Source organism: Nocardioides sp. P4_G4 (assembly GCF_056401085.1).
Map to the genome: position 1 here is coordinate 1 of NZ_JBFUKA010000087.1, position 18,201 is coordinate 18,201.

General features: G+C 72.0%; 21 protein-coding genes. 14 read left to right on the forward strand and 7 right to left on the reverse strand.

Annotation, left to right across the window (positions count from 1 at the left end; genetic code table 11):
• On the forward strand, positions 1-743 hold a 743-nt coding region (locus AC1DQF_RS17800; protein ID WP_477526561.1), incomplete at its 5' end, for an ATP-binding cassette domain-containing protein.
• The gene (locus AC1DQF_RS17805; protein WP_477526562.1) at positions 740-1,549 is read left to right on the forward strand and encodes an ECF transporter S component; all 810 of its coding nucleotides are present in this window, start codon (positions 740-742) and stop codon (positions 1,547-1,549) included. The genes AC1DQF_RS17800 and AC1DQF_RS17805, both read left to right, overlap by 4 nt.
• Before the next feature lie 29 nt (positions 1,550-1,578).
• Here the strand turns inward: AC1DQF_RS17805 and AC1DQF_RS17810 are convergent, their stop codons facing one another.
• From AC1DQF_RS17810 to AC1DQF_RS17825, 4 genes are read right to left on the reverse strand one after another with little or no spacing between them, the layout of a single operon-like run.
• Entirely contained in the window at positions 1,579-2,715 is a 1,137-nt protein-coding gene (locus AC1DQF_RS17810; protein WP_477526563.1) for a PQQ-dependent sugar dehydrogenase, read from the reverse strand.
• On the reverse strand, positions 2,715-2,891 hold the full coding sequence (locus AC1DQF_RS17815) for a hypothetical protein (protein ID WP_477526564.1): 177 nt from the start codon (positions 2,889-2,891) through the stop codon (positions 2,715-2,717). Before AC1DQF_RS17815 ends, AC1DQF_RS17810 begins: the two co-directional genes overlap by 1 nt.
• A 19-nt stretch (positions 2,892-2,910) precedes the next feature.
• Positions 2,911-3,756 carry an EamA family transporter gene (locus tag AC1DQF_RS17820; RefSeq protein WP_477526565.1) on the reverse strand — a complete coding sequence of 282 codons (846 nt, stop codon included), beginning with the start codon at positions 3,754-3,756 and terminating at the stop codon, positions 2,911-2,913.
• Positions 3,753-4,307 carry a PadR family transcriptional regulator gene (locus AC1DQF_RS17825; protein ID WP_477526566.1) on the reverse strand — a complete coding sequence of 185 codons (555 nt, stop codon included), beginning with the start codon at positions 4,305-4,307 and terminating at the stop codon, positions 3,753-3,755. Before AC1DQF_RS17825 ends, AC1DQF_RS17820 begins: the two co-directional genes overlap by 4 nt.
• 53 nt (positions 4,308-4,360) lie before the next feature.
• Between AC1DQF_RS17825 and AC1DQF_RS17830 the strand changes: the two genes are divergently transcribed.
• Both AC1DQF_RS17830 and AC1DQF_RS17835 read left to right on the forward strand, forming a co-directional pair.
• Complete coding sequence (locus AC1DQF_RS17830) at positions 4,361-5,470, forward strand: WD40/YVTN/BNR-like repeat-containing protein (RefSeq protein ID WP_477526567.1); 1,110 nt, start codon at positions 4,361-4,363, stop codon at positions 5,468-5,470.
• 15 nt (positions 5,471-5,485) lie between these two features.
• Positions 5,486-5,944 carry an SRPBCC family protein gene (locus AC1DQF_RS17835; RefSeq protein WP_477526568.1) on the forward strand — a complete coding sequence of 153 codons (459 nt, stop codon included), beginning with the start codon at positions 5,486-5,488 and terminating at the stop codon, positions 5,942-5,944.
• Here AC1DQF_RS17835 and AC1DQF_RS17840 read toward each other — a convergent pair.
• Positions 5,847-6,668, reverse strand: a complete 822-nt coding sequence (locus AC1DQF_RS17840) for a nucleotidyltransferase domain-containing protein (protein WP_477526569.1) — start codon at positions 6,666-6,668, stop codon at positions 5,847-5,849. The two genes, AC1DQF_RS17835 and AC1DQF_RS17840, sit on opposite strands and share 98 nt — an antisense overlap.
• Before the next feature lie 270 nt (positions 6,669-6,938).
• On the opposite strand from AC1DQF_RS17840, the gene AC1DQF_RS17845 reads away from it, so the two are divergent.
• On the forward strand, positions 6,939-7,499 hold the full coding sequence (locus AC1DQF_RS17845; RefSeq protein ID WP_477526570.1) for a helix-turn-helix domain-containing protein: 561 nt from the start codon (positions 6,939-6,941) through the stop codon (positions 7,497-7,499).
• A gap of 43 nt (positions 7,500-7,542) precedes the next feature.
• Positions 7,543-9,255 carry a dihydroxy-acid dehydratase gene (gene ilvD, locus AC1DQF_RS17850; protein WP_477526571.1) on the forward strand — a complete coding sequence of 571 codons (1,713 nt, stop codon included), beginning with the start codon at positions 7,543-7,545 and terminating at the stop codon, positions 9,253-9,255.
• Positions 9,256-9,395: 140 nt separating this feature from the next.
• On the opposite strand, the gene AC1DQF_RS17855 is transcribed toward ilvD, so the two are convergent.
• Positions 9,396-10,004, reverse strand: a complete 609-nt coding sequence (locus tag AC1DQF_RS17855) for a hypothetical protein (RefSeq protein ID WP_477526572.1) — start codon at positions 10,002-10,004, stop codon at positions 9,396-9,398.
• A 148-nt stretch (positions 10,005-10,152) separates the two neighbouring features.
• On the opposite strand from AC1DQF_RS17855, the gene AC1DQF_RS17860 reads away from it, so the two are divergent.
• Complete coding sequence (locus tag AC1DQF_RS17860; protein ID WP_477526573.1) at positions 10,153-11,406, forward strand: kynureninase; 1,254 nt, start codon at positions 10,153-10,155, stop codon at positions 11,404-11,406.
• Here AC1DQF_RS17860 and AC1DQF_RS17865 read toward each other — a convergent pair.
• Complete coding sequence (locus AC1DQF_RS17865) at positions 11,393-11,845, reverse strand: DUF6973 domain-containing protein (protein WP_477526574.1); 453 nt, start codon at positions 11,843-11,845, stop codon at positions 11,393-11,395. The two genes, AC1DQF_RS17860 and AC1DQF_RS17865, sit on opposite strands and share 14 nt — an antisense overlap.
• Positions 11,846-11,869: 24 nt before the next feature.
• On the opposite strand from AC1DQF_RS17865, the gene AC1DQF_RS17870 reads away from it, so the two are divergent.
• The 7 genes from AC1DQF_RS17870 to AC1DQF_RS17900 all read left to right on the forward strand — a co-directional run bounded on the left by AC1DQF_RS17870 (position 11,870) and on the right by AC1DQF_RS17900 (position 18,133).
• Entirely contained in the window at positions 11,870-12,556 is a 687-nt protein-coding gene (locus tag AC1DQF_RS17870) for a GNAT family N-acetyltransferase (RefSeq protein ID WP_477526575.1), read from the forward strand.
• A gap of 49 nt (positions 12,557-12,605) precedes the next feature.
• On the forward strand, positions 12,606-13,019 hold the full coding sequence (locus AC1DQF_RS17875) for a VOC family protein (protein WP_477526576.1): 414 nt from the start codon (positions 12,606-12,608) through the stop codon (positions 13,017-13,019).
• The gene (locus AC1DQF_RS17880) at positions 13,016-13,672 is read left to right on the forward strand and encodes a 4a-hydroxytetrahydrobiopterin dehydratase (RefSeq protein WP_477526577.1); all 657 of its coding nucleotides are present in this window, start codon (positions 13,016-13,018) and stop codon (positions 13,670-13,672) included. The genes AC1DQF_RS17875 and AC1DQF_RS17880 overlap by 4 nt, the downstream gene beginning before the upstream one ends.
• Positions 13,673-13,935: 263 nt before the next feature.
• On the forward strand, positions 13,936-15,726 hold the full coding sequence (locus tag AC1DQF_RS17885; RefSeq protein WP_477526578.1) for an acetolactate synthase large subunit: 1,791 nt from the start codon (positions 13,936-13,938) through the stop codon (positions 15,724-15,726).
• Entirely contained in the window at positions 15,726-16,262 is a 537-nt protein-coding gene (gene ilvN / locus AC1DQF_RS17890; RefSeq protein ID WP_477526579.1) for an acetolactate synthase small subunit, read from the forward strand. The genes AC1DQF_RS17885 and ilvN overlap by 1 nt, the downstream gene beginning before the upstream one ends.
• A 54-nt stretch (positions 16,263-16,316) precedes the next feature.
• Positions 16,317-17,345: a ketol-acid reductoisomerase gene (gene ilvC, locus AC1DQF_RS17895; protein WP_477526580.1), complete on the forward strand. Its 1,029-nt coding sequence runs from the start codon at positions 16,317-16,319 to the stop codon at positions 17,343-17,345.
• A gap of 62 nt (positions 17,346-17,407) precedes the next feature.
• Positions 17,408-18,133 (forward strand): DsbA family oxidoreductase, encoded by a 726-nt coding sequence (locus AC1DQF_RS17900; protein ID WP_477526581.1) that lies wholly within the window; start codon positions 17,408-17,410, stop codon positions 18,131-18,133.
• Positions 18,134-18,201: the final 68 nt, after the last annotated feature.

Sequence of the window (18,201 nt, forward strand, 5' to 3'; positions counted from 1 at the left end):
CCCACGGCCTCACCGTCACCCACGGGGCCCACGTGGCGGTGCGCGACGTCGACGTCGAGCTGCGGGCCGGGCACGTCACGGCCCTCATGGGACGCAACGGGTCGGGCAAGTCGACGCTGATCTGGACGCTGCAGGGAGCCCACCAACGGCGCTCCGGCTCCGTCGCGGTCGCCGGTGCCGACCCGGCCCGGTTGCCCGCGGACCGGCGGCGTACACACGTGGGGCTCGTGCCCCAGACCGCCGCCGACCTGCTGTACCTCGAGACGGTCGACGAGGAGTGCGCGGCGGCCGACCGCGCGAGCGACGGGGGACAGGGCACCTGCCGGGCACTCCTCGACCGGCTCGCGCCGGACATCGATGCCCAGCACCACCCGCGGGATCTCTCCGAGGGGCAGCGGCTGGCCCTGGTCCTGGCCATCGTGCTGTCGACCAGCCCCCGGGTGCTCCTGCTCGACGAGCCGACGCGGGGACTGGACTACGCCGCCAAGCGCCAGCTCGCCGCGATCGTGCGCGACCTCGCCGACGACGGTCACGCCGTGCTCATCGCGACCCACGACGTCGAGTTCGTCGCCTCGGTGGCCGACGACGTGGTCGTGCTCGCCGAGGGCGAGGTCGTGTCCGCGGGCGGGACCCGGCAGGTCGTGGCCGCGTCGCCGTCGTACGCCCCGCAGGTCACCAAGATCCTGGGCGCCCCTTGGCTGCGCGTCGACGAGGTCGTGGCGGCACTGGAGGGACAGCGGTGAGCGTCGAGACGGCTCCCCGCCCCGTGGCGGTCCCCATCCGGGCCCGGTCGGCCATGGTGCTGACCGCCGCCTCGGTGGCCGGACTGGTGATGCTCTGCTGGCCGCTGCTGCTGCGGGTGCCCGAGGGCGGACGGGTGGACCCGCCGTTCTTCTTCCTGCTCCTGCTGCCGCTGGTCATCGTGATCGTGCTGGCCGAGTTCGGCGAGGGCGGCATGGACGCGCGGGTGCTGGCGATCCTGGGCGTCCTGAGCGCCGTCAACGCGGTGCTGCGCGGGCTCGGGGCGGGCACCGCGGGCATCGAGCTGGTCTTCTTCCTGCTGATCCTGGGCGGGCGGGTCTTCGGGCCGGGCTTCGGCTTCGTGCTCGGCTGCACGTCGCTGTTCGCCAGCGCCCTGATGACCGCCGGGGTGGGGCCGTGGCTGCCGTTCCAGATGCTCCTGTCGGCGTGGATCGGCATGGGCGCCGGGCTGCTGCCGCGACGGTTCACGGGCCGCGCCGAGATCGCCGTGCTGGTCGCCTACGGCATCGTCGCGTCGTACGCCTTCGGGATCTTGATGAACCTCTCGAGCTGGCCCTTCACCCTCGGCATCGCGGTGCCCGGACACGAGGGGTCGCTCTCGTACGTCGCCGGCGCCCCGCTGGTGGAGAACCTGCACCGCTTCGCGATCTACACCCTGCTGACCTCGACGGGGAGCTGGGACACCGGGCGGGCCATCACCACATCGGTGGCCCTGGTCGTGCTCGGCCCGGCGATCCTCACCACGCTGCGGCGGGCCTCGCGGCGCTCGGTGGTCACGCGGACCTGAGGGGTCTCGAGGCTCGCTGTGCTCGCACCTCAACCACCGGGAACCACCTCGAGGATGCGGTCGTCCTCGTCGGCCGGGGTGCCGCGTCCGTCGCGGTTGGACGTCGTCACCCACAGGTCGCCCTCGGGCGTGGTGACGACCGTGCGGATCCGTCCGTAGTCGCCCTCGAGGAACCCGGACGGCTCACCGAGCCTGTCCCCGCGTACCGGTACCCGCCACAGCCGCCCGCCGCGCAGCGCCCCGACCCACAGGGACCCCTCGGCGTACGCCATCCCCGACGGGGACGCGGCCGACGTGGGCCAGACGACCAGCGGGTCCACGAAGTCGTCCCCGCCCCCGGGCCCCTCGACGAGGGGCCAGCCGTAGTTGCCGCCGGGCTCGATGAGGTTGATCTCGTCGTACGTCGAGTCGCCGAACTCCGAGGCCCACAGCCGGCCCTCGTCGTCGAAGGCCAGACCCTGCACGTTGCGGTGGCCCAACGACCAGACGGGGGAGTCGGGGTCGGGGTTGCCGGGCGCCGGCTCGCCGTCGGTGGTGATGCGCAGGATCTTGCCGGCCAGTGAGTCCGGGTCCTGGGCGAGGTCCGGGTCCCCGGTCTCGCCGGTGGAGACGTAGAGGCACCCATCGGGCCCGAACACGAGGCGGCCACCGTCGTGGACGAAGCCCTTCGGGATGCCGTCGAGGACGACCTCCGCCGGACCGAGCCGCCCGTCGGCGAGCTCGGCGCGCAGCACCCGGTTGTCGTCGGCGGCGGTGGCGTAGACGTAGACGTCGCGGCCGTCGCTGGCCGGGTCGACGGCCAGGCCCAGCAGGCCGCCCTCGCCCTCGGGCTGCGCCTCGCTCACCTCGCCGACCTCGCGGACGTCGCCGGACCCGTCGACGGCCAGCACCCGTCGGCTGTCGCGCTCGGTCACCAGCGCGGTGCCGTCGTCGAGGAAGTCGATCCCCCAGGGCACCTCCAGTCCCGAGGCGACCGTCCCGGCGACCCGGGGGGCCGCGCCCGGTGCGGCGCTCGACCCCGACCCGGTCGGCGTGCCGGCGGGTCCGTCCGGCGTGGCGTCGGTGGGCTGGGTGACGCTGGGTATCGCGGGCTCGGTGCCGCCGTCGGAGCAGCCGGCCAGCACGGAGGCGCCGACGAGGGCCGACAGCGCCAGCCGCACCCGCATCAGGAGACCCGCGCCAGCAGCTCGAGGAGCAGCCCGTGGACCGTCTCGGGGTGCTCCATCTGCACGAAGTGGCTCGCCCGGAGCTCGACATAGGTCGCGTCGGACATCCCGTCGACGTAGCCGATCGCGCGGCGACCGTTGACCTCGGTGGACCCGGGAGCCGGAGGGGTGGGCATGGGTTCAAGTGTGCCGGAGTCAGTCCGGGGCGGGCTCGGTGTGCACGGGCCTGCTCCGGGTGGCGCCCACGCTGGCGGCGATCACGCAGCCGATCGCTACGCCCTGCAGGGGCGTGAGGAACTCGTCCAGCACGACGATCGCGGCCAGCGCCGCCGCCGCGGGCTCCAGGCTCATCAGGATCGAGAAGACGGACGGCGGCAGGGTCCGCAGGGCGACCATCTCGCAGCTGTAGGGGATGACCGAGGACAGCAGTCCGATCATCGCCCCGACGAGGAGAACGTGCCCGTCCAGGAGGGTGTCCCCGCCGGAGACGATCGCGGGGACGGTCAGCATCAGGGTGGCCAGGACACTGGCGACGGCCAGCCCGTCGAGCCCCGGCCAGCGGGCGCCGGTGCGGGCACTGAGCAGGATGTACGCCGCCCACGCGGCGCCGGCGAGCAGGGCGTACGCGACCCCGGCCACGGTCAGGTCCGCAGGCTCGAACCCCAGCAGCAGCACGCCGAGGGCGGCCAGGCCGACCCAGATGAGGTCGCGGGCCCGGTGGGAGCCGAGGACGGCCAGGGTGAGCGGTCCGATGAACTCGATGGTGACCGCGATGCCGAGCGGGATCCGGGCGAAGGACTGGTAGATCGCCCAGTTCATCAGTCCGAGGCTGACGCCGAAGCCGACGACGACCGCCCAGTCCTCCCGGGTGCGGCCCGCGAGACGGGGGCGGGCGACGGCGGTGAGGACGAGCGCGCTGGTGACCAGGCGCAACCAGACGATCGCGGTGGGGGAGATGGTCCCGAAGAGGTCCTTGGCGAAGGCAGCGCCGACCTGCACGGAGACGATGCCGACGACCACCAGCCAGATGGCTCGTCTCACTCGTCCCCCTCTGATCGCAGGCGCTCGATGAGAGTGGTGACGATACGACGCTCGTTCTCGAAGTAGTCCAGCCCCCAGTCCGCGACGAGACCCGGGTTGCGGAAGCGCTGTCCGGGGGCGTCGGCGCCACGGAGCCCCTCCCGCACCTGGACCAGCGCGTCCCGCTCGGCGTCGAGGGCGGCGACGTGGGCCTCGAGCATGGCGATGGTGGTCGGCGTGTCCACGACGTGACCGAGCAGGAGCCGCAGGGCGATCGGGTGCTTCAGCACGGAGAACCCGGGCTCCGTCCCGCGCATCCAGGCCTCGAGCTCGCGCCGGCCCTTCGCGCTGAGGCGGTACGTGGTGCTGCGCTCGCCCCCGCCCCGGGTGAGGACCAGGCCACGCTCGGTGAGCCGGCCCAGCTCGCTGTAGACCTGGCTCATCGCGGGGGACACCCAGTAGAAGCGCAAGGTGGCGTCCGCGCGCTGCTTGAGCTCGTAGCCCGTCAGCTCGTCCCCGAACGTCAGGAGGCCGAGCAGCGCGTACGAGGTGACGGGAAGGTCTTGACCCATGGTGGGATGAGACTACTGTTCCTATTAGGAATACGGGGACAGGAGACGTGGACATGGGACGCACGCTGTTGATGGTCGGGACTCGCAAGGGTCTGTGGCTGGGCACCTCCGACGAGGCCCGGACGGCCTGGGAGTGGACCGGGCCGCACTTCCCGATGGAGGAGGTCTTCTCGGTGCTCATCGACAAGCGGGGTGACACACCGCGCCTGTTCGCGGGGGCCTCCTCGAGCTGGCTCGGTCCGCAGGTCTGGCGCTCCGACGACCTCGGCGCCTCGTGGCAGGAGACGCCCAACGGCGCGATCCGCTTCCCCGAGGACGCGACGCAGCCCGACGGCAGCCCCGCCACCCTGGCGCGGGTGTGGCAGCTGGCGCCCGGTGTCGAGGACGGCGTCGTGTGGGCCGGCACCGAGCCGGGGGCGATCTTCCGCTCCACCGACCGCGGGGAGACCTTCGAGCTGGTGCGCGGGCTCTGGGACCACCCGCACCGCCAGGAGTGGAACGAGGGCTTCGGCGGGCAGGCGTTCCACACGATCCTGCCGCACCCGACCGACGGGGACTCGGTGCTGGCGGCGATCTCGACCGGCGGCGTCTACCGCACCTCCGACGGCGGCGCGTCCTGGACGGCCTCCAACACGGGGGTGAAGGCCGAGTTCTTCCCCGGCGAGCGCAACTTCCCCGAGTTCGGCCAGTGCGTGCACAAGGTCGCCCGTGACGCCACGGACCCGGACCGCCTGTTCCTGCAGAACCACGGCGGTGTCTACCGCTCCGACGACGGCGGCGCGACCTGGCAGGACATCGCCCCCGGCCTGCCGTCGGAGTTCGGGTTCGCCATGGTGACCCACCCCCGCGAGGCCAGCACGGCGTACACGTTCCCCATCGCGGACGCTGGCGGCCGCTGGCCCGTGGAGGGCAAGGCCCGCGTGTGTCGTACGACGGACGGTGGCGAGAACTGGGAGCCCCTCGGCGAGGGCGCCCTGCCCGACAGCTTCTTCGCGGCCGTGATGCGTGACGCCATGTGCGTCGACGACCACGACTCGCCGGGTCTGTACTTCGGCGGCCGCAACGGTGCTGTCTGGTGCTCGCCGGACACCGGGGGCACCTGGCAGGAGATCCACAAGGACCTGCCCGACGTGATGTTCGTGCGCGCCGCCTCACTCGACTGAGTGCAGACTGACGCCATGGCCGACTTCTCGATGTCCCGCTCGACGACGATCGACGCTCCCACCGACCGCGTCCACGGACTCGTCGACGACTTCCGGGAGTGGCAGCAGTGGTCGCCGTGGGAGGGCCTGGACCCGGACCTCGAGCGCAGCTACCAGGGCCCCGCGACCGGGGTGGGCTCGCACTACCGCTGGTCGGGCAACCGCAAGGCGGGGGAAGGCGCGATGGAGATCGTGGAGTCCACGCCGTCGCGGGTGGCCGTCGACCTGCAGTTCCTCAAGCCGTTCAAGGCACGCAACCTCACGACCTTCGACCTCGTGCAGGTCGGCGGTGGCCACACGCGGGTCGTCTGGACGATGTCGGGACACCGCAACCCGGTCATGTCGCTCGCGGGCAAGCTGTTCTTCGACCGGGCCATCGCCAAGGACTTCGACCGCGGACTGGCCTCCCTCGAGGCCGCGGCCGAGCAGCGCTGATCGTCCGTCGCGCGTCGCGCCACGCGTACGCCGCGGCCCACGGTCGGAGCAGGAGCGGGGACCGCGGGGCATCTCCGGTCCGTCGCGCCCGCACCTGCCTCGCCAGCCGGGGCGGCACGGCCAGGTCGTGGAGCACGGCCGTCTTGGTCGCCAGCTCGCCGCGCGCGAGCGCGTGCCGGGCCCGCGCCATCGTGACGAGGCCGAGATCGGCGATCCCCTGGTCGAGCCACATCCAGGGTCGGCGTACGGCCCACGTCCAGTACCCCTCCAGCTCGGCCCGGACCGCCGCGCGCACCGCGTCGTCGTCCGCCGGTGGGAGCACGGCGGCGGGGGAGCGCCCGCTCAGGCCATGGCCCCGCAGCGCCCGCCCGTGCCGCACCAGCTCCACCCGGGCGAGCGGCGAGAGGTGACGCTCGACGAGCACACCGTGCGTCCACGTCGGGTGGCGGGCCTCGACGTCCGCGAGCGTGCGCTCGTCCACGTACACGCAGCCCAGGTCCAGGCCACGGGCCGTGCCGTGGTCCAGGGCGGTGTGCAGGGATCGGACGCCGGCCACGCGCTCGGCATCCATCGGTCCTTCGACCAGCGCGACCAGGTCGACGTCGCTCACGCCGACCCGGTGGTCACCGGTCGCCATCGACCCGCCGACGAGCACGTCGCGCACCCAGCCGAGGTCCCCGAGCCGCGCGCAGAGCTCGTCGAGCGACTCCGCGACCTGACTCATGGGGCCAATCCTGCCTCCGCGCACGCCCGGACGGCCCCGCGGCACCGCTACGACCTGAGTCACCCGGTGACTCAGCTCGCAGCGCGGACCCCGACCCTGTCACCGCTGGGACCTGAGTCACCCGGTGACTCAGGTCGTACCGCGCGACCCGGTCGTCCCGGCGCCGAGCGTTCCTGTGGACGACCTGCTCGTGCGGTACGCCGATGTCGGTGGCCGGTGCTTGCCTCGGGTGACGAGGTCGGGACGGACGGGACGGACGAGGGGAGCGGCATGGACGAGGCGGATGCGATCGGCGTGGACACGGAGGCGCCGACCACGCGGGCGGGGCTCCCGTTCCTGGACGCCCTGCCCGGGCTGGTCCGACGCGTACGCCGCGAGCTCGGGGTGTCGCAGCGGGGTCTCGCGGCGCGGCTCGGGGTGTCGCAGTCCCGCGTGGCCCGTTGGGAGACGGGCCGTGCCATCCCCTCGACGGCCGACATCGAGGAGGTGCTGGCCCTCGACGGCGCGACGCTGGTGGCCGTGGCCGAGGACGGCGCCCGGGTCGCGCCCATGGACCCGCTGGCGATCCGTGACCGCGCCGATCGTCACTACCCGGCCCACTGCGACCCTCGGGGACAGGGGTGGTGGTCGCCTCCCGACTCCTTGCCGAGCGCCGAGGGGGCAGCCGAGTGGCGGCGGTCCCGCGAGGAGGGGGACCCCTGCGTGACCTACGACCGGGGCCTGTGGCGAGCCGTCATGCGCGCCGCCTACGGCACGCCCCCCGACCATCCGACCAGGGCGGAGGTGGTCGACGGAGTGCGCAACGGGGGCGTCGAGCGCCGCGCCTGCTGAGACGGGAGGCGAGCCGGCGCCAGGGCCGGACTAGCCTGACGCCATGACCCAGCCGACCAGCCAGCCGACGGGACAGCAGCCCGACATCAAGCCCCGATCCCGAGACGTCACCGACGGCCTCGAGAAGGCCGCGGCACGCGGGATGCTCCGCGCCGTGGGCATGGGCGACGACGACTGGGTCAAGCCCCAGATCGGCGTCGCGTCGAGCTGGAACGAGATCACCCCGTGCAACCTGAGCCTCGACCGGCTCGCGAAGGCCGTCAAGAACGGCGTGCACGCGGGCGGCGGCTACCCGCTGGAGTTCGGCACCATCTCCGTCTCCGACGGCATCTCCATGGGCCACGAGGGCATGCACTTCAGCCTGGTGAGCCGGGAGGTCATCGCCGACTCCGTGGAGACCGTGATGATGGCCGAGCGGCTCGACGGCTCCGTGCTGCTGGCCGGCTGCGACAAGTCGCTGCCCGGCATGCTGATGGCCGCCGCGCGGCTCGACCTCGCCAGCGTCTTCCTCTACGCCGGCTCGACCATGCCCGGCCAGGTCGACGGCAACGACGTCACGATCATCGACGCCTTCGAGGCCGTCGGCGCGTGCCTGGCCGGCAAGATCACCGAGGAGGAGGTCACCCGCGTCGAGAAGGCGATCTGTCCCGGTGAGGGTGCCTGCGGCGGCATGTACACCGCCAACACCATGGCCAGCGTCGCCGAGGCGCTCGGCATGAGCCTGCCCGGCAGCGCGGCCCCGCCTGCCGTCGACCGCCGGCGCGACGGCTTCGCCCACCGCTCCGGCGAGGCCGTCGTCGAGATGCTCCGCCAGGGGATCACCGCCCGCCAGATCATGACCAGGCCCGCCTTCGAGAACGCCATCGCCATCGTGATGGCCCTCGGCGGGTCGACCAACGCCGTCCTCCACCTCCTCGCCATCGCCCGCGAGGCCGAGGTCGACCTCACGCTCGACGACTTCAACCGGATCGGTGCCAAGGTCCCGCACATCGGCGACCTCAAGCCCTTCGGCCGCTTCGTGATGAACGACGTCGACAAGATCGGCGGCATCCCGGTCGTGATGAAGGCGCTGCTCGACGCAGGACTGATGCACGGCGACACCCTCACCGTCACGGGCCGCACCATGGCCGAGAACCTCGAGGCCCTCGCGCCCCGGCACATCGACGGCGAGGTGCTGCGCAACCTCGACCGCCCCATCCACGCCACCGGCGGGATCACCATCCTCAAGGGCTCGCTGGCCCCGGAGGGTGCCGTGGTCAAGAGCGCCGGGTTCGACGACTCGACCTTCACCGGCACCGCTCGCGTCTTCGACGGTGAGCGCAAGGCGCTCGACGCCCTGACCGCCGGCGAGATCAAGCCCCGCGACGTGGTGGTCATCCGCTACGAGGGCCCCAAGGGCGGACCCGGCATGCGCGAGATGCTCGCCATCACCGGCGCGATCAAGGGTGCCGGCCTCGGCAAGGACGTCCTGCTCATCACCGACGGGCGCTTCTCCGGCGGCACGACCGGGCTCTGCGTGGGCCACATCGCCCCCGAGGCGGTGGACGCCGGCCCGATCGCGTTCATCCGCGACGGCGACCGGATCACCCTCGACGTGGCCCACCAGACGCTGGACGTCGAGCCCGCCGAGGGCAGCGACTCCTGGGAGGACCGCAAGGTGGGCTGGGAGCCGCTGCCGCCGAAGTACACGCGTGGTGTCCTCGGCAAGTACGCGAAGGTCGTGCAGTCCGCCGCGCACGGCGCCGTGACCAGCTGAACGGGCCCCAAATAGGACACAGCCCCAGATCGCCGGGGGGTTGATCGGGGCTGGTCCAAGACGCGTGGCGCCTCGTCTCAAACTGTAGGGCAGCGCAGAGGACAATCAAAGCCCCTGCGCTGCCCCGGTTTCCGGGTGGCTCAGGCCGGGAGGCCGAGTCGCCCGAGGATCTGGTTGAGCAGGTCGGTGATCTGACCCAGCAGGTTGCTGAGCAGGCCGCCGCCGTCGAGCAGGCCGGCCACCGCGCAGAGCAGGTTGCCCAGCAGGTTGCCGGCACCGGAGACGGCGACGATGTCGAGGAGGACCCGGTTCAGGCTGACGGTGAGGCCCAGCACGTTGAGGTCCAGCGGGCCCAGCACGAGGTTGAGGACGTCGCAGTCGGCGCGGTTGTTGGCCGCGCGGGCGGTGAGCGGGGTGCCGTTGGCCTTCTTGACCGGCACTGCGCGCTTGACCTTGAAGGTCTTGGTGGCGCCCGACTTGGTGGTGTACTCGCCGCGGACGACACCCTTGGCCAGGATCTTCCCGTTCTTCTCCACGAAGCGCTTCGGGGTGAAGGAGCCGGTGACCTTGCGGCCCGTGGACGTCTCGCCGACGAGCTTGCTGCGCATCTTGCCCTCGGCCGTCTTCGCGACGGTGGTCCAGTCGCCGGGTGCGGCGGTGGCGGGGGCGATGCCGACGGTGCTGAGGCCTACGGCCATGGCGACCGCCGCGACGAACGCGACGGTGACCGTACGAATGGTGCTGATCATGTGTTTCCCTCCCGAGATGCGGCCCGCAGGGAGCGGGGCTGCGGATCGAATCTACGTATCCAGATGGGGTATGTCTGCGCCCTTCATCCTTGGGGGTGGCGGCCGCGGCGCGTGCCCGCGTGCCGCGTGGTCTGAGAGGCTGTGCCGCATGAGCGACGTCGCCACCTCCGACACCACCGCGGCGTACGCCGCATCCCTCGACGCCGCCGACCCGCTGGCCGCTCACCGGTCGGAGTTCGTCGGCGCGGACACCTCCCTCGTCTACTTCGACGGCAACTCCTTGGGCCGCCCGCTGGCCGCCACCGGGGAGCGAATGCGCTCCTTCGTGGAGGAGGAGTGGGGCACCCGCCTCATCCGCGGCTGGGACGAGCGCTGGTACGACCTGCCCCTGACCCTCGGCGACGAGATCGCTCGCGTGAGCCTGGGCGCGGCGGCGGGCCAGACCACCGTCGGGGACTCGACCACGGTGCTGCTCTACAAGCTCATCCGGGCCGCCGTCGACGCGCGCCCGGGTCGACGCGAGATCGTCATCGACTCCGACAACTTCCCGACCGACCGGTACATCGTGGAGGGGATCGCCGCCGAGCGCGGGCTTGCCGTGCGGTGGATCGAGGTCGAGCGCGAGGCCGGCGTCACCGTCGAGCAGGTCCGGGCGGTCGTGGGGGAGCAGACGGCCGTCGTCGTCCTCAGCCAGGTCGCCTACCGCTCGGGCCACCTGGCCGACGTCGAGGCCATCACGCCCGTGGTCCAGGACGCCGGCGCCCTCGTGGTCTGGGACCTGTGCCACTCCGCCGGCTCGGTGCCGGTCGAGCTCGACCGCTGGGGCGTGGACCTCGCGGTCGGCTGCACGTACAAGTACCTCAACGGCGGGCCCGGCTCGCCGGCCTTCGCCTACGTCGCCCAGCGCCACCTCGACGGCTCGTCGGGCGCACCCGCCCTCCAGCAGCCCATCCAGGGCTGGATGGGCCACGCGGACCCGTTCCTCATGGGTCCGGGCTACCAGCCGTCGGGCGGCATCCGGCGCTTCATCTCAGGCACGCCCGCCGTCGTCGGGATGCTCGCCATGCAGGACATGCTGGCGCTGCTCGACCGGGCCGGCATCGACGCGGTCCGGGCCAAGTCCAAGGCCCTCACGTCGTACGCCGTGGACCTGGCCGACGCCTGGCTGGGCGAGCACGGCGTCACCCTGGCGTCCCCGCGTGACCCCGAGCTGCGGGGCGGGCACGTGACGCTGCACCACGACCGGATGCGCGAGCTCACCGCTGCGCTCTGGGAGCGCGACGTCATCCCCGACTACCGCGACCCCGGCGGCCTGCGCATCGGGCTCTCGCCGCTGTCGACGTCGTACGCCGAGGTGCACGCGGGGATGGCCGCCGTCCGCGACCTCTTCAGTGGGGCTTGACCCACACCAGCTCGTCGGCGGCCCACTTCTCCTCGGCGACCCCGGCCAGCCGTCCGAGGGCGTCGGGCAGGGAGCCCTGCCCGATCTCGGCGGAGTGGGCGACGCCGTACGCCCGGCCGACGGCGTTGTTGTGCAGGTCCACCCGGGTGTCGTGAGGGGTGTCGCGTCCCTCCTCGTGGGCGGCGGCGACCGCCTCGGCCACGGCGGTCCCGTGGCGCCCGGCGATGTAGGCCTGCCACACGAAGTGGCGGATGGCGTTCTGCATCCCCGGCGTCCCGTCGGTGTGCGAGGCGGCCACCTGGACGGCCGCTGCGGACGCGGCCATCACGTCGGCCGCAGCCGAGCTGCTGGCCCCCGCACCCCGCGCGGCGTTGAAGACGTGCGGTGCTCCGACGACGGCCTGTGCGGCCTTCTTGAGCGCATCGAGTGGCGATCCCATCGCTCCACCGTGTCAGATGTGCCCATGACGCGCACCAACGAGTTCGGGCAGGCCATCGGGGAGCCGGTCGCGTGGCAGGGGGCCTCCCGTCCCGGTCGCACCGCCCTCGCCGGGGCGTACGTCGACCTCGTGCCCATCACCGCAGATCACGGTCGCGAGCTCCTCGCCCACGTGTCCGAGCCGTGGCTGTGGACCTACCGTCCCGACGAGCCGCCCCGGGACGAGGCCCAGGCGCAGCAGTACTGCGGCGCATGGGCGACTGCCGCCGCGTCACTCACGTGGGCCATCGTGCCGCGGTCCAGCGGCGTCCTCGAGGGGGTCGTGTCGTGGATGCGGATCGACCCGGCCCAGGGCTCGGTGGAGGTGGCCGCGGTCCTGTACGGCGAGCGGCTCAAGCAGACGAGGGCCGCGACCGAGGCCCAGCACCTGCTGATGCGCCACGCGTTCGACGACCTGGGCCACCGCCGCTACGAGTGGAAGTGCGACTCCCGCAACGAGCCGTCGCGACGGGCTGCAGTCCGGTACGGGTTCACCCACGAGGGCCGCTTCCGCAACGCGATGGTCTACAAGGGACGCAACCGCGACACCGACTGGTTCTCGGTCACCGACGCCGAGTGGCCGGCCGTCGGCGCCGGGTTCGAGGCGTGGCTCGACGCGGACAACTTCGACGACGACGGACGGCAGCGCCGCACCCTGGCCGAGTGCCGGTAGCCGTCGTGCGACGGTAGCCACTGTCGGTGCGCGCTGGCATGGTGGGGCCATGGACCAACGTGTCTCCTTCATCACCCTCGCGGTGCGCGACCTCGGAGCCTCCCGGTCGTTCTACGTGGACGGGCTCGGCTGGGACCCGGCAGTCGACGTGCCGGGGGAGGTGCTGATGTTCAAGGCGGGCGACAAGCTGGTGCTCTCCCTGTGGGACGTCGACGCCTTCACGGCCGAGGTGGGCCAGGCGCCCGCCGGCGGCCTCGCGCCCCTGACCCTGTCCCACAACCTCGCGACCACCGACGGGGTCGACCGCGTCCTCGAGCAGGCCCGCGTGGCGGGGGCCCAGCACGTCACCGAGGCCCAGGAGCGGGAGTGGGGAGGCTACTCCGGCTACTTCGCGGACCCCGACGGCTTCCGCTGGGAGATCTGCTTCAACCCAGGACCCATCGGCCAGGAGGTGCTCCCATGAGCGACAGCACGAGTGATCGAGTGAGCTACGACGACGTGGCCGCGGCCGGCCTCGACGACTGGCGGATGCTGGTGCGCGGCATCCACGCGCGCTTCCGCACGGGCAGCTTCGCGGCCGGGGTCCGCATGGTCGACGCGATCGGCGCCGCGGCCGACGAGGCCGACCACCACCCCGACGTCACCCTGACCTATCCCCGCGTCGACGTGGCCCTGCTCAGCCACGACGTCGGCCGCGTCACCGACCGCGACCTGGCCATGGCCCGACGGATCAGCGACATCGCCGCCGAGCAGGGGATCGCCTCCGACCCGTCCGGGCTCCAGCAGCTGGAGCTGGGCCTGGACTCGCCCGACGAGCGCGGAGTCCTGCCGTTCTGGCGCGACCTGCTGGCCTTCCGGGGCAGCCCCGAGGAGGGCGGCATCAGCGACCCTGACGGCAGGCTGCCCGCGGTGTGGTTCCAGGGGTCGGGCAGCGACGAGCCGCGGCAGCGGTGGCACCTCGACGTCTGGGTGCCCGGCGACCAGGTGCAGGCGCGCATCGATGCGGTCGTGGCGGGCGGCGGGCGGCTGGTGGAGGAGTTCCCCGAGCACTCGTTCTGGGTCCTCGAGGACGCGGAGGGCAACCGGTCGTGCATCTGCACGGCCCAGGGGCGCTGAGCGATCCGGGTGGTCACATCGCGAGACCGGCGTACCAGATAGTGGGACAGGTGGCAGACTCGGTTGACGTCGGAACGACTCGACGGCGACGGTAGGCGCATGCGCTCCCAGACATCCGCACGGATTCTTGTACGCACGCGACGCGTGAGCTGACAGCCCGGAGCTGTCCGCCCCACGCGTCACCCCTCGTTGCCCACCGGGCCGAGGGGTTTTTTGTTGGCTGGGCCTTGGTTGGCCAGGATCATGACGACGAAGGAAGCACCATGAGCGAGACGGGCATCAGGGGAGTTCCCACGACGGGGAAGTCCACGTCGGGCGAGGGCATGACGGGCGCGCAGAGCCTGATCAGGTCGCTCGAGTGCGCGGGTGCCACCGACATCTTCGGCATCCCGGGCGGCGCGATCCTCCCGGCGTACGACCCGCTCATGGACTCCACGCGCATCCGCCACATCCTGGTCCGCCACGAGCAGGGGGCCGGTCACGCCGCCCAGGGGTACGCCGCCGCGACCGGTCGGGTGGGCGTCTGCATGGCCACCTCGGGCCCTGGCGCGACCAACCTCGTGACGCCCCTCGCGGACGCCCACATGGACTCGGTGCCGCTCGTGGCCGTCACGGGCCAGGTCGGCGCCAGCATGATCGGCACCGACGCCTTCCAGGAGGCGGACATCCGGGGCATCACCATGCCCATCACCAAGCACAACTTCCTGGTCACCGATCCGCGCGACATTCCGCGCACGGTGGCCGAGGCGTTCCACATCGCCTCGACCGGTCGCCCCGGTCCGGTGCTGGTCGACGTCGCCAAGTCCGCGCTGCAGGCCCAGACCACGTTCGCGTGGCCGACCGAGCTCCAGCTGCCCGGCTACCGGCCCGTCACGCGACCGCACAGCAAGCAGATCCGTGAGGCCGCCCGGCTCATCCTCGAGGCCCGTCGCCCGGTCCTCTACGTCGGCGGGGGCGTCATCCGGGCCCAGGCCTCGCAGGCGCTGCGCAAGCTCGCCGAGGCGACCGGGATGCCCGTGGTGACCACGCTGATGGCGCGGGGCGCCTTCCCCGACAGCCACCCGCAGCACCTCGGGATGCCGGGCATGCACGGAACCGTGGCCGCGGTGGCGGGCCTGCAGAAGAGCGACCTCATCATCAGCCTCGGCGCCCGCTTCGACGACCGGGTCACCGGCAACCTCGACTCGTTCGCCCCCAACGCGCTGGTGATCCACGCCGACATCGACCCCGCCGAGATCGGCAAGAACCGGCACGCCGACGTGCCGATCGTGGGGGACTGCCACGAGGTCATCGTCGACCTCCTCGCGGTGCTGGCCACCGAGGCCGACGCGGGGCACACCGGCGACTACGAGGCGTGGGTGGAGTTCCTGTCCGGCGTCAAGCAGCGCTACCCGGTCGGCTACGACACCCCGGCCAGCGGCCTGGCCCCGCAGTACGTCATCGAGCGGCTCGGCGCGATCGCCGGCCCGGACACCATCTACACCTCGGGCGTCGGCCAGCACCAGATGTGGGCCGCGCACTTCATCGGCTACGAGAAGCCCAACACGTGGCTCAACTCCGGTGGCCTGGGGACCATGGGGTACGCCGTCCCGGCCGCCATGGGCGCCAAGGTCGGGATGCCCGGCTCGACGGTCTGGGCCATCGACGGCGACGGCTGCTTCCAGATGACCAACCAGGAGCTGGCCACCTGCGCGATCAACGACATCCCGATCAAGGTCGCGATCATCAACAACGAGTCGCTCGGCATGGTCCGCCAGTGGCAGACGCTGTTCTACAACGAGCGCTACTCGAACACAGACCTGCACTCCAAGCGGATCCCCGACTTCGTCAAGCTCGCCGACGCCTACGGCTGCGTGGGGCTCTCGTGCGACTCGGCCGAGCAGGTCGACGCCACGATCGAGAAGGCGATGTCCATCGACGACCAGCCCGTCGTCGTGGACTTCCGGGTCCACCGCGACGCCATGGTGTGGCCGATGGTGGCCGCCGGCACCAGCAACGACGAGATCCAGTACGCGCGTGACCTCGCGCCCGAGTTCGACGAGGACGACATCTGATGAGCAAGCACACGCTGTCGGTCCTGGTCGAGAACAAGCCCGGTGTCCTGGCCCGGATCGCCGGCCTCTTCAGCCGTCGCGGCTTCAACATCGACAGCCTCGCGGTGGGTCCGACCGAGCACGCCGAGGTCTCCCGCATGACCATCGTCGTCAACGTCGAGGAGTCCCCGCTGGAGCAGGTGACCAAGCAGCTCAACAAGCTGGTCGAGGTCATCAAGATCGTCGAGCTCGACCACGCCGGCTCGATCGACCGGGAGCTGATGCTGGTCAAGGTCCGCGCCGACGCCTCGACGCGCGGCGCCGTCCTCGACGCGGTGCAGCTCTTCCGGGCCAAGGTCGTCGACGTGGCCCCGGACGCGATCACCATCCAGATCACCGGCAACTCCGACAAGCTCGCCGACTTCCTGCGGATCCTCGAGCCCTTCGGCATCCGCGAGCTCGTCCAGTCGGGCATGGTCGCCATCGGCCGTGGCTCGCGCTCGGTCAGCGAGCGCAGCCTCCGTCCGGTGCCCGTCCCGGCGCCGGCCGCACTCTGACCCCCGCTCCGACCCACCTGTTCCTGCACGTCCCAACCAGAAGGAGAGCCACCAGTGGCTGAGATGTTCTACGACGACGACGCCGACCTGTCCCTGATCCAGGGCAAGAACGTCGCCGTCATCGGTTACGGCAGCCAGGGCCACGCCCACGCGCTGAGCCTGCGCGACTCGGGCGTCGACGTCCGCATCGGGCTCGCCCCGGGTTCGAAGAGCCGCGCCAAGGCCGAGGCCGAGGGCCTGCGGGTCCTCGACGTCGCCGAGGCGGTGGAGGAGGCCGACGTCATCGTCATCCTCACCCCCGACCAGGTGCAGCGCCACGTCTACGCCGAGTCGATCGAGCCGCACCTGACCCCGGGCGACACGCTCGTCTTCGGCCACGGCTTCAACATCCGCTTCGGCTACATCACCCCGCCCGAGGGCGTCGACGTCTTCATGGTCGCCCCCAAGGGTCCCGGCCACCTGGTGCGGCGCGAGTACGTCGACGGCCGCGGCGTGCCCGTGCTCGTCGCCGTGGAGGAGGACGCCTCCGGCACCGCCTGGGACCTCGCGCTGTCGTACGCCAAGGGCATCGGCGGTCTGCGTGCCGGCGGCATCAGGACGACGTTCGCCGAGGAGACCGAGACCGACCTGTTCGGTGAGCAGGCCGTGCTCTGCGGCGGCGCCTCGCAGCTGGTGATGTACGGCTTCGAGACGCTCATCGAGGCCGGCTACCAGCCCGAGGTCGCCTACTTCGAGTGCCTGCACGAGCTCAAGCTCATCGTCGACCTGATGTACGAGGGCGGCATCGCCAAGCAGCGCTGGTCGGTCTCCGACACGGCCGAGTACGGCGACTACGTCTCCGGCCCGCGGGTCATCACCCCGCAGGTCAAGGAGAACATGCAGGCCGTCCTCGAGGACATCAAGAACGGCGCCTTCGCGAAGCGCTTCATCGACGACCAGGACGCCGGCGCGCCGGAGTTCAAGGAGCTGCGCGCCAAGGGCGAGCAGCACCCCATCGAGTCGACCGGCCGCGAGCTGCGCAAGCTGATGGCCTGGGTGAAGTCGCACGACTCCGACTACGTCGAGGGCACTGCGACCCGCTGATCGACGTGTGACCTGACGGACCCCCGGGAACATCCGGGGGTCCGTCGAGCGTTCGGGCCACCATGCGCATCGACATCTGGTCCGACGTGGTCTGCCCCTGGTGCTTCATCGGCAAGCGCCGCCTCGAGACGGCCCTGGCGGGCTTCGAGCACGCCGCTGACGTGGAGGTCGTCTGGCACTCCTTCCAGCTCGACCCCGGGGCGCCCGACGTACCGGTCGAGACGGTGGCGGAGGCGCTGGGACGCAAGTACGGCGGCGGTCCCGGGGCCGGYAAGGACATGATCGACCGGGTGGAGGCCGTGGCGGCCGAGGAGGGCATGGTCTGGCGCCACCACGACTCGCTGAGGGTCGGGACCCTGGACGCGCACCGGCTCCTGCACCTCGCCCACCACGAGGGCGGGTCGGCGCTCCAGGGGGTGCTCAAGGAGGCCCTGCTGACGGCGTACTTCGTCGAGGCCCGCAACGTCGCCGACCACGCCGTGCTCCGTGAGGTCGCCGTCGGTGCCGGGCTCGACGCCCCAGCGGTCGACCGGGTGCTCGGCAGCGACGAGCTCGCCGACGAGGTCTGGGCCGACATCGAGCAGGCGCAGCGCTTCGGCGCCACCGGCGTGCCGTTCTTCGTGATCGACGAGAAGTACGGCGTGAGCGGCGCCCAGCCGGCCGAGACCTTCAGCCAGGTGCTGGAGCGTGCCTGGTCCGAGCGCACCCCGGTCGTGCAGATGGTCGGGGGCACGGCGGACGAGGGCGACGTGTGCGGACCCGACGGCTGCGCCGTGCCCCAGCCGTAGTCGCGCGGCTCAGCCGTAGGCCTTCTCGCCCCGCGCGGCGGCCTCCGCGGTCGCGTCCACCCGCAGCG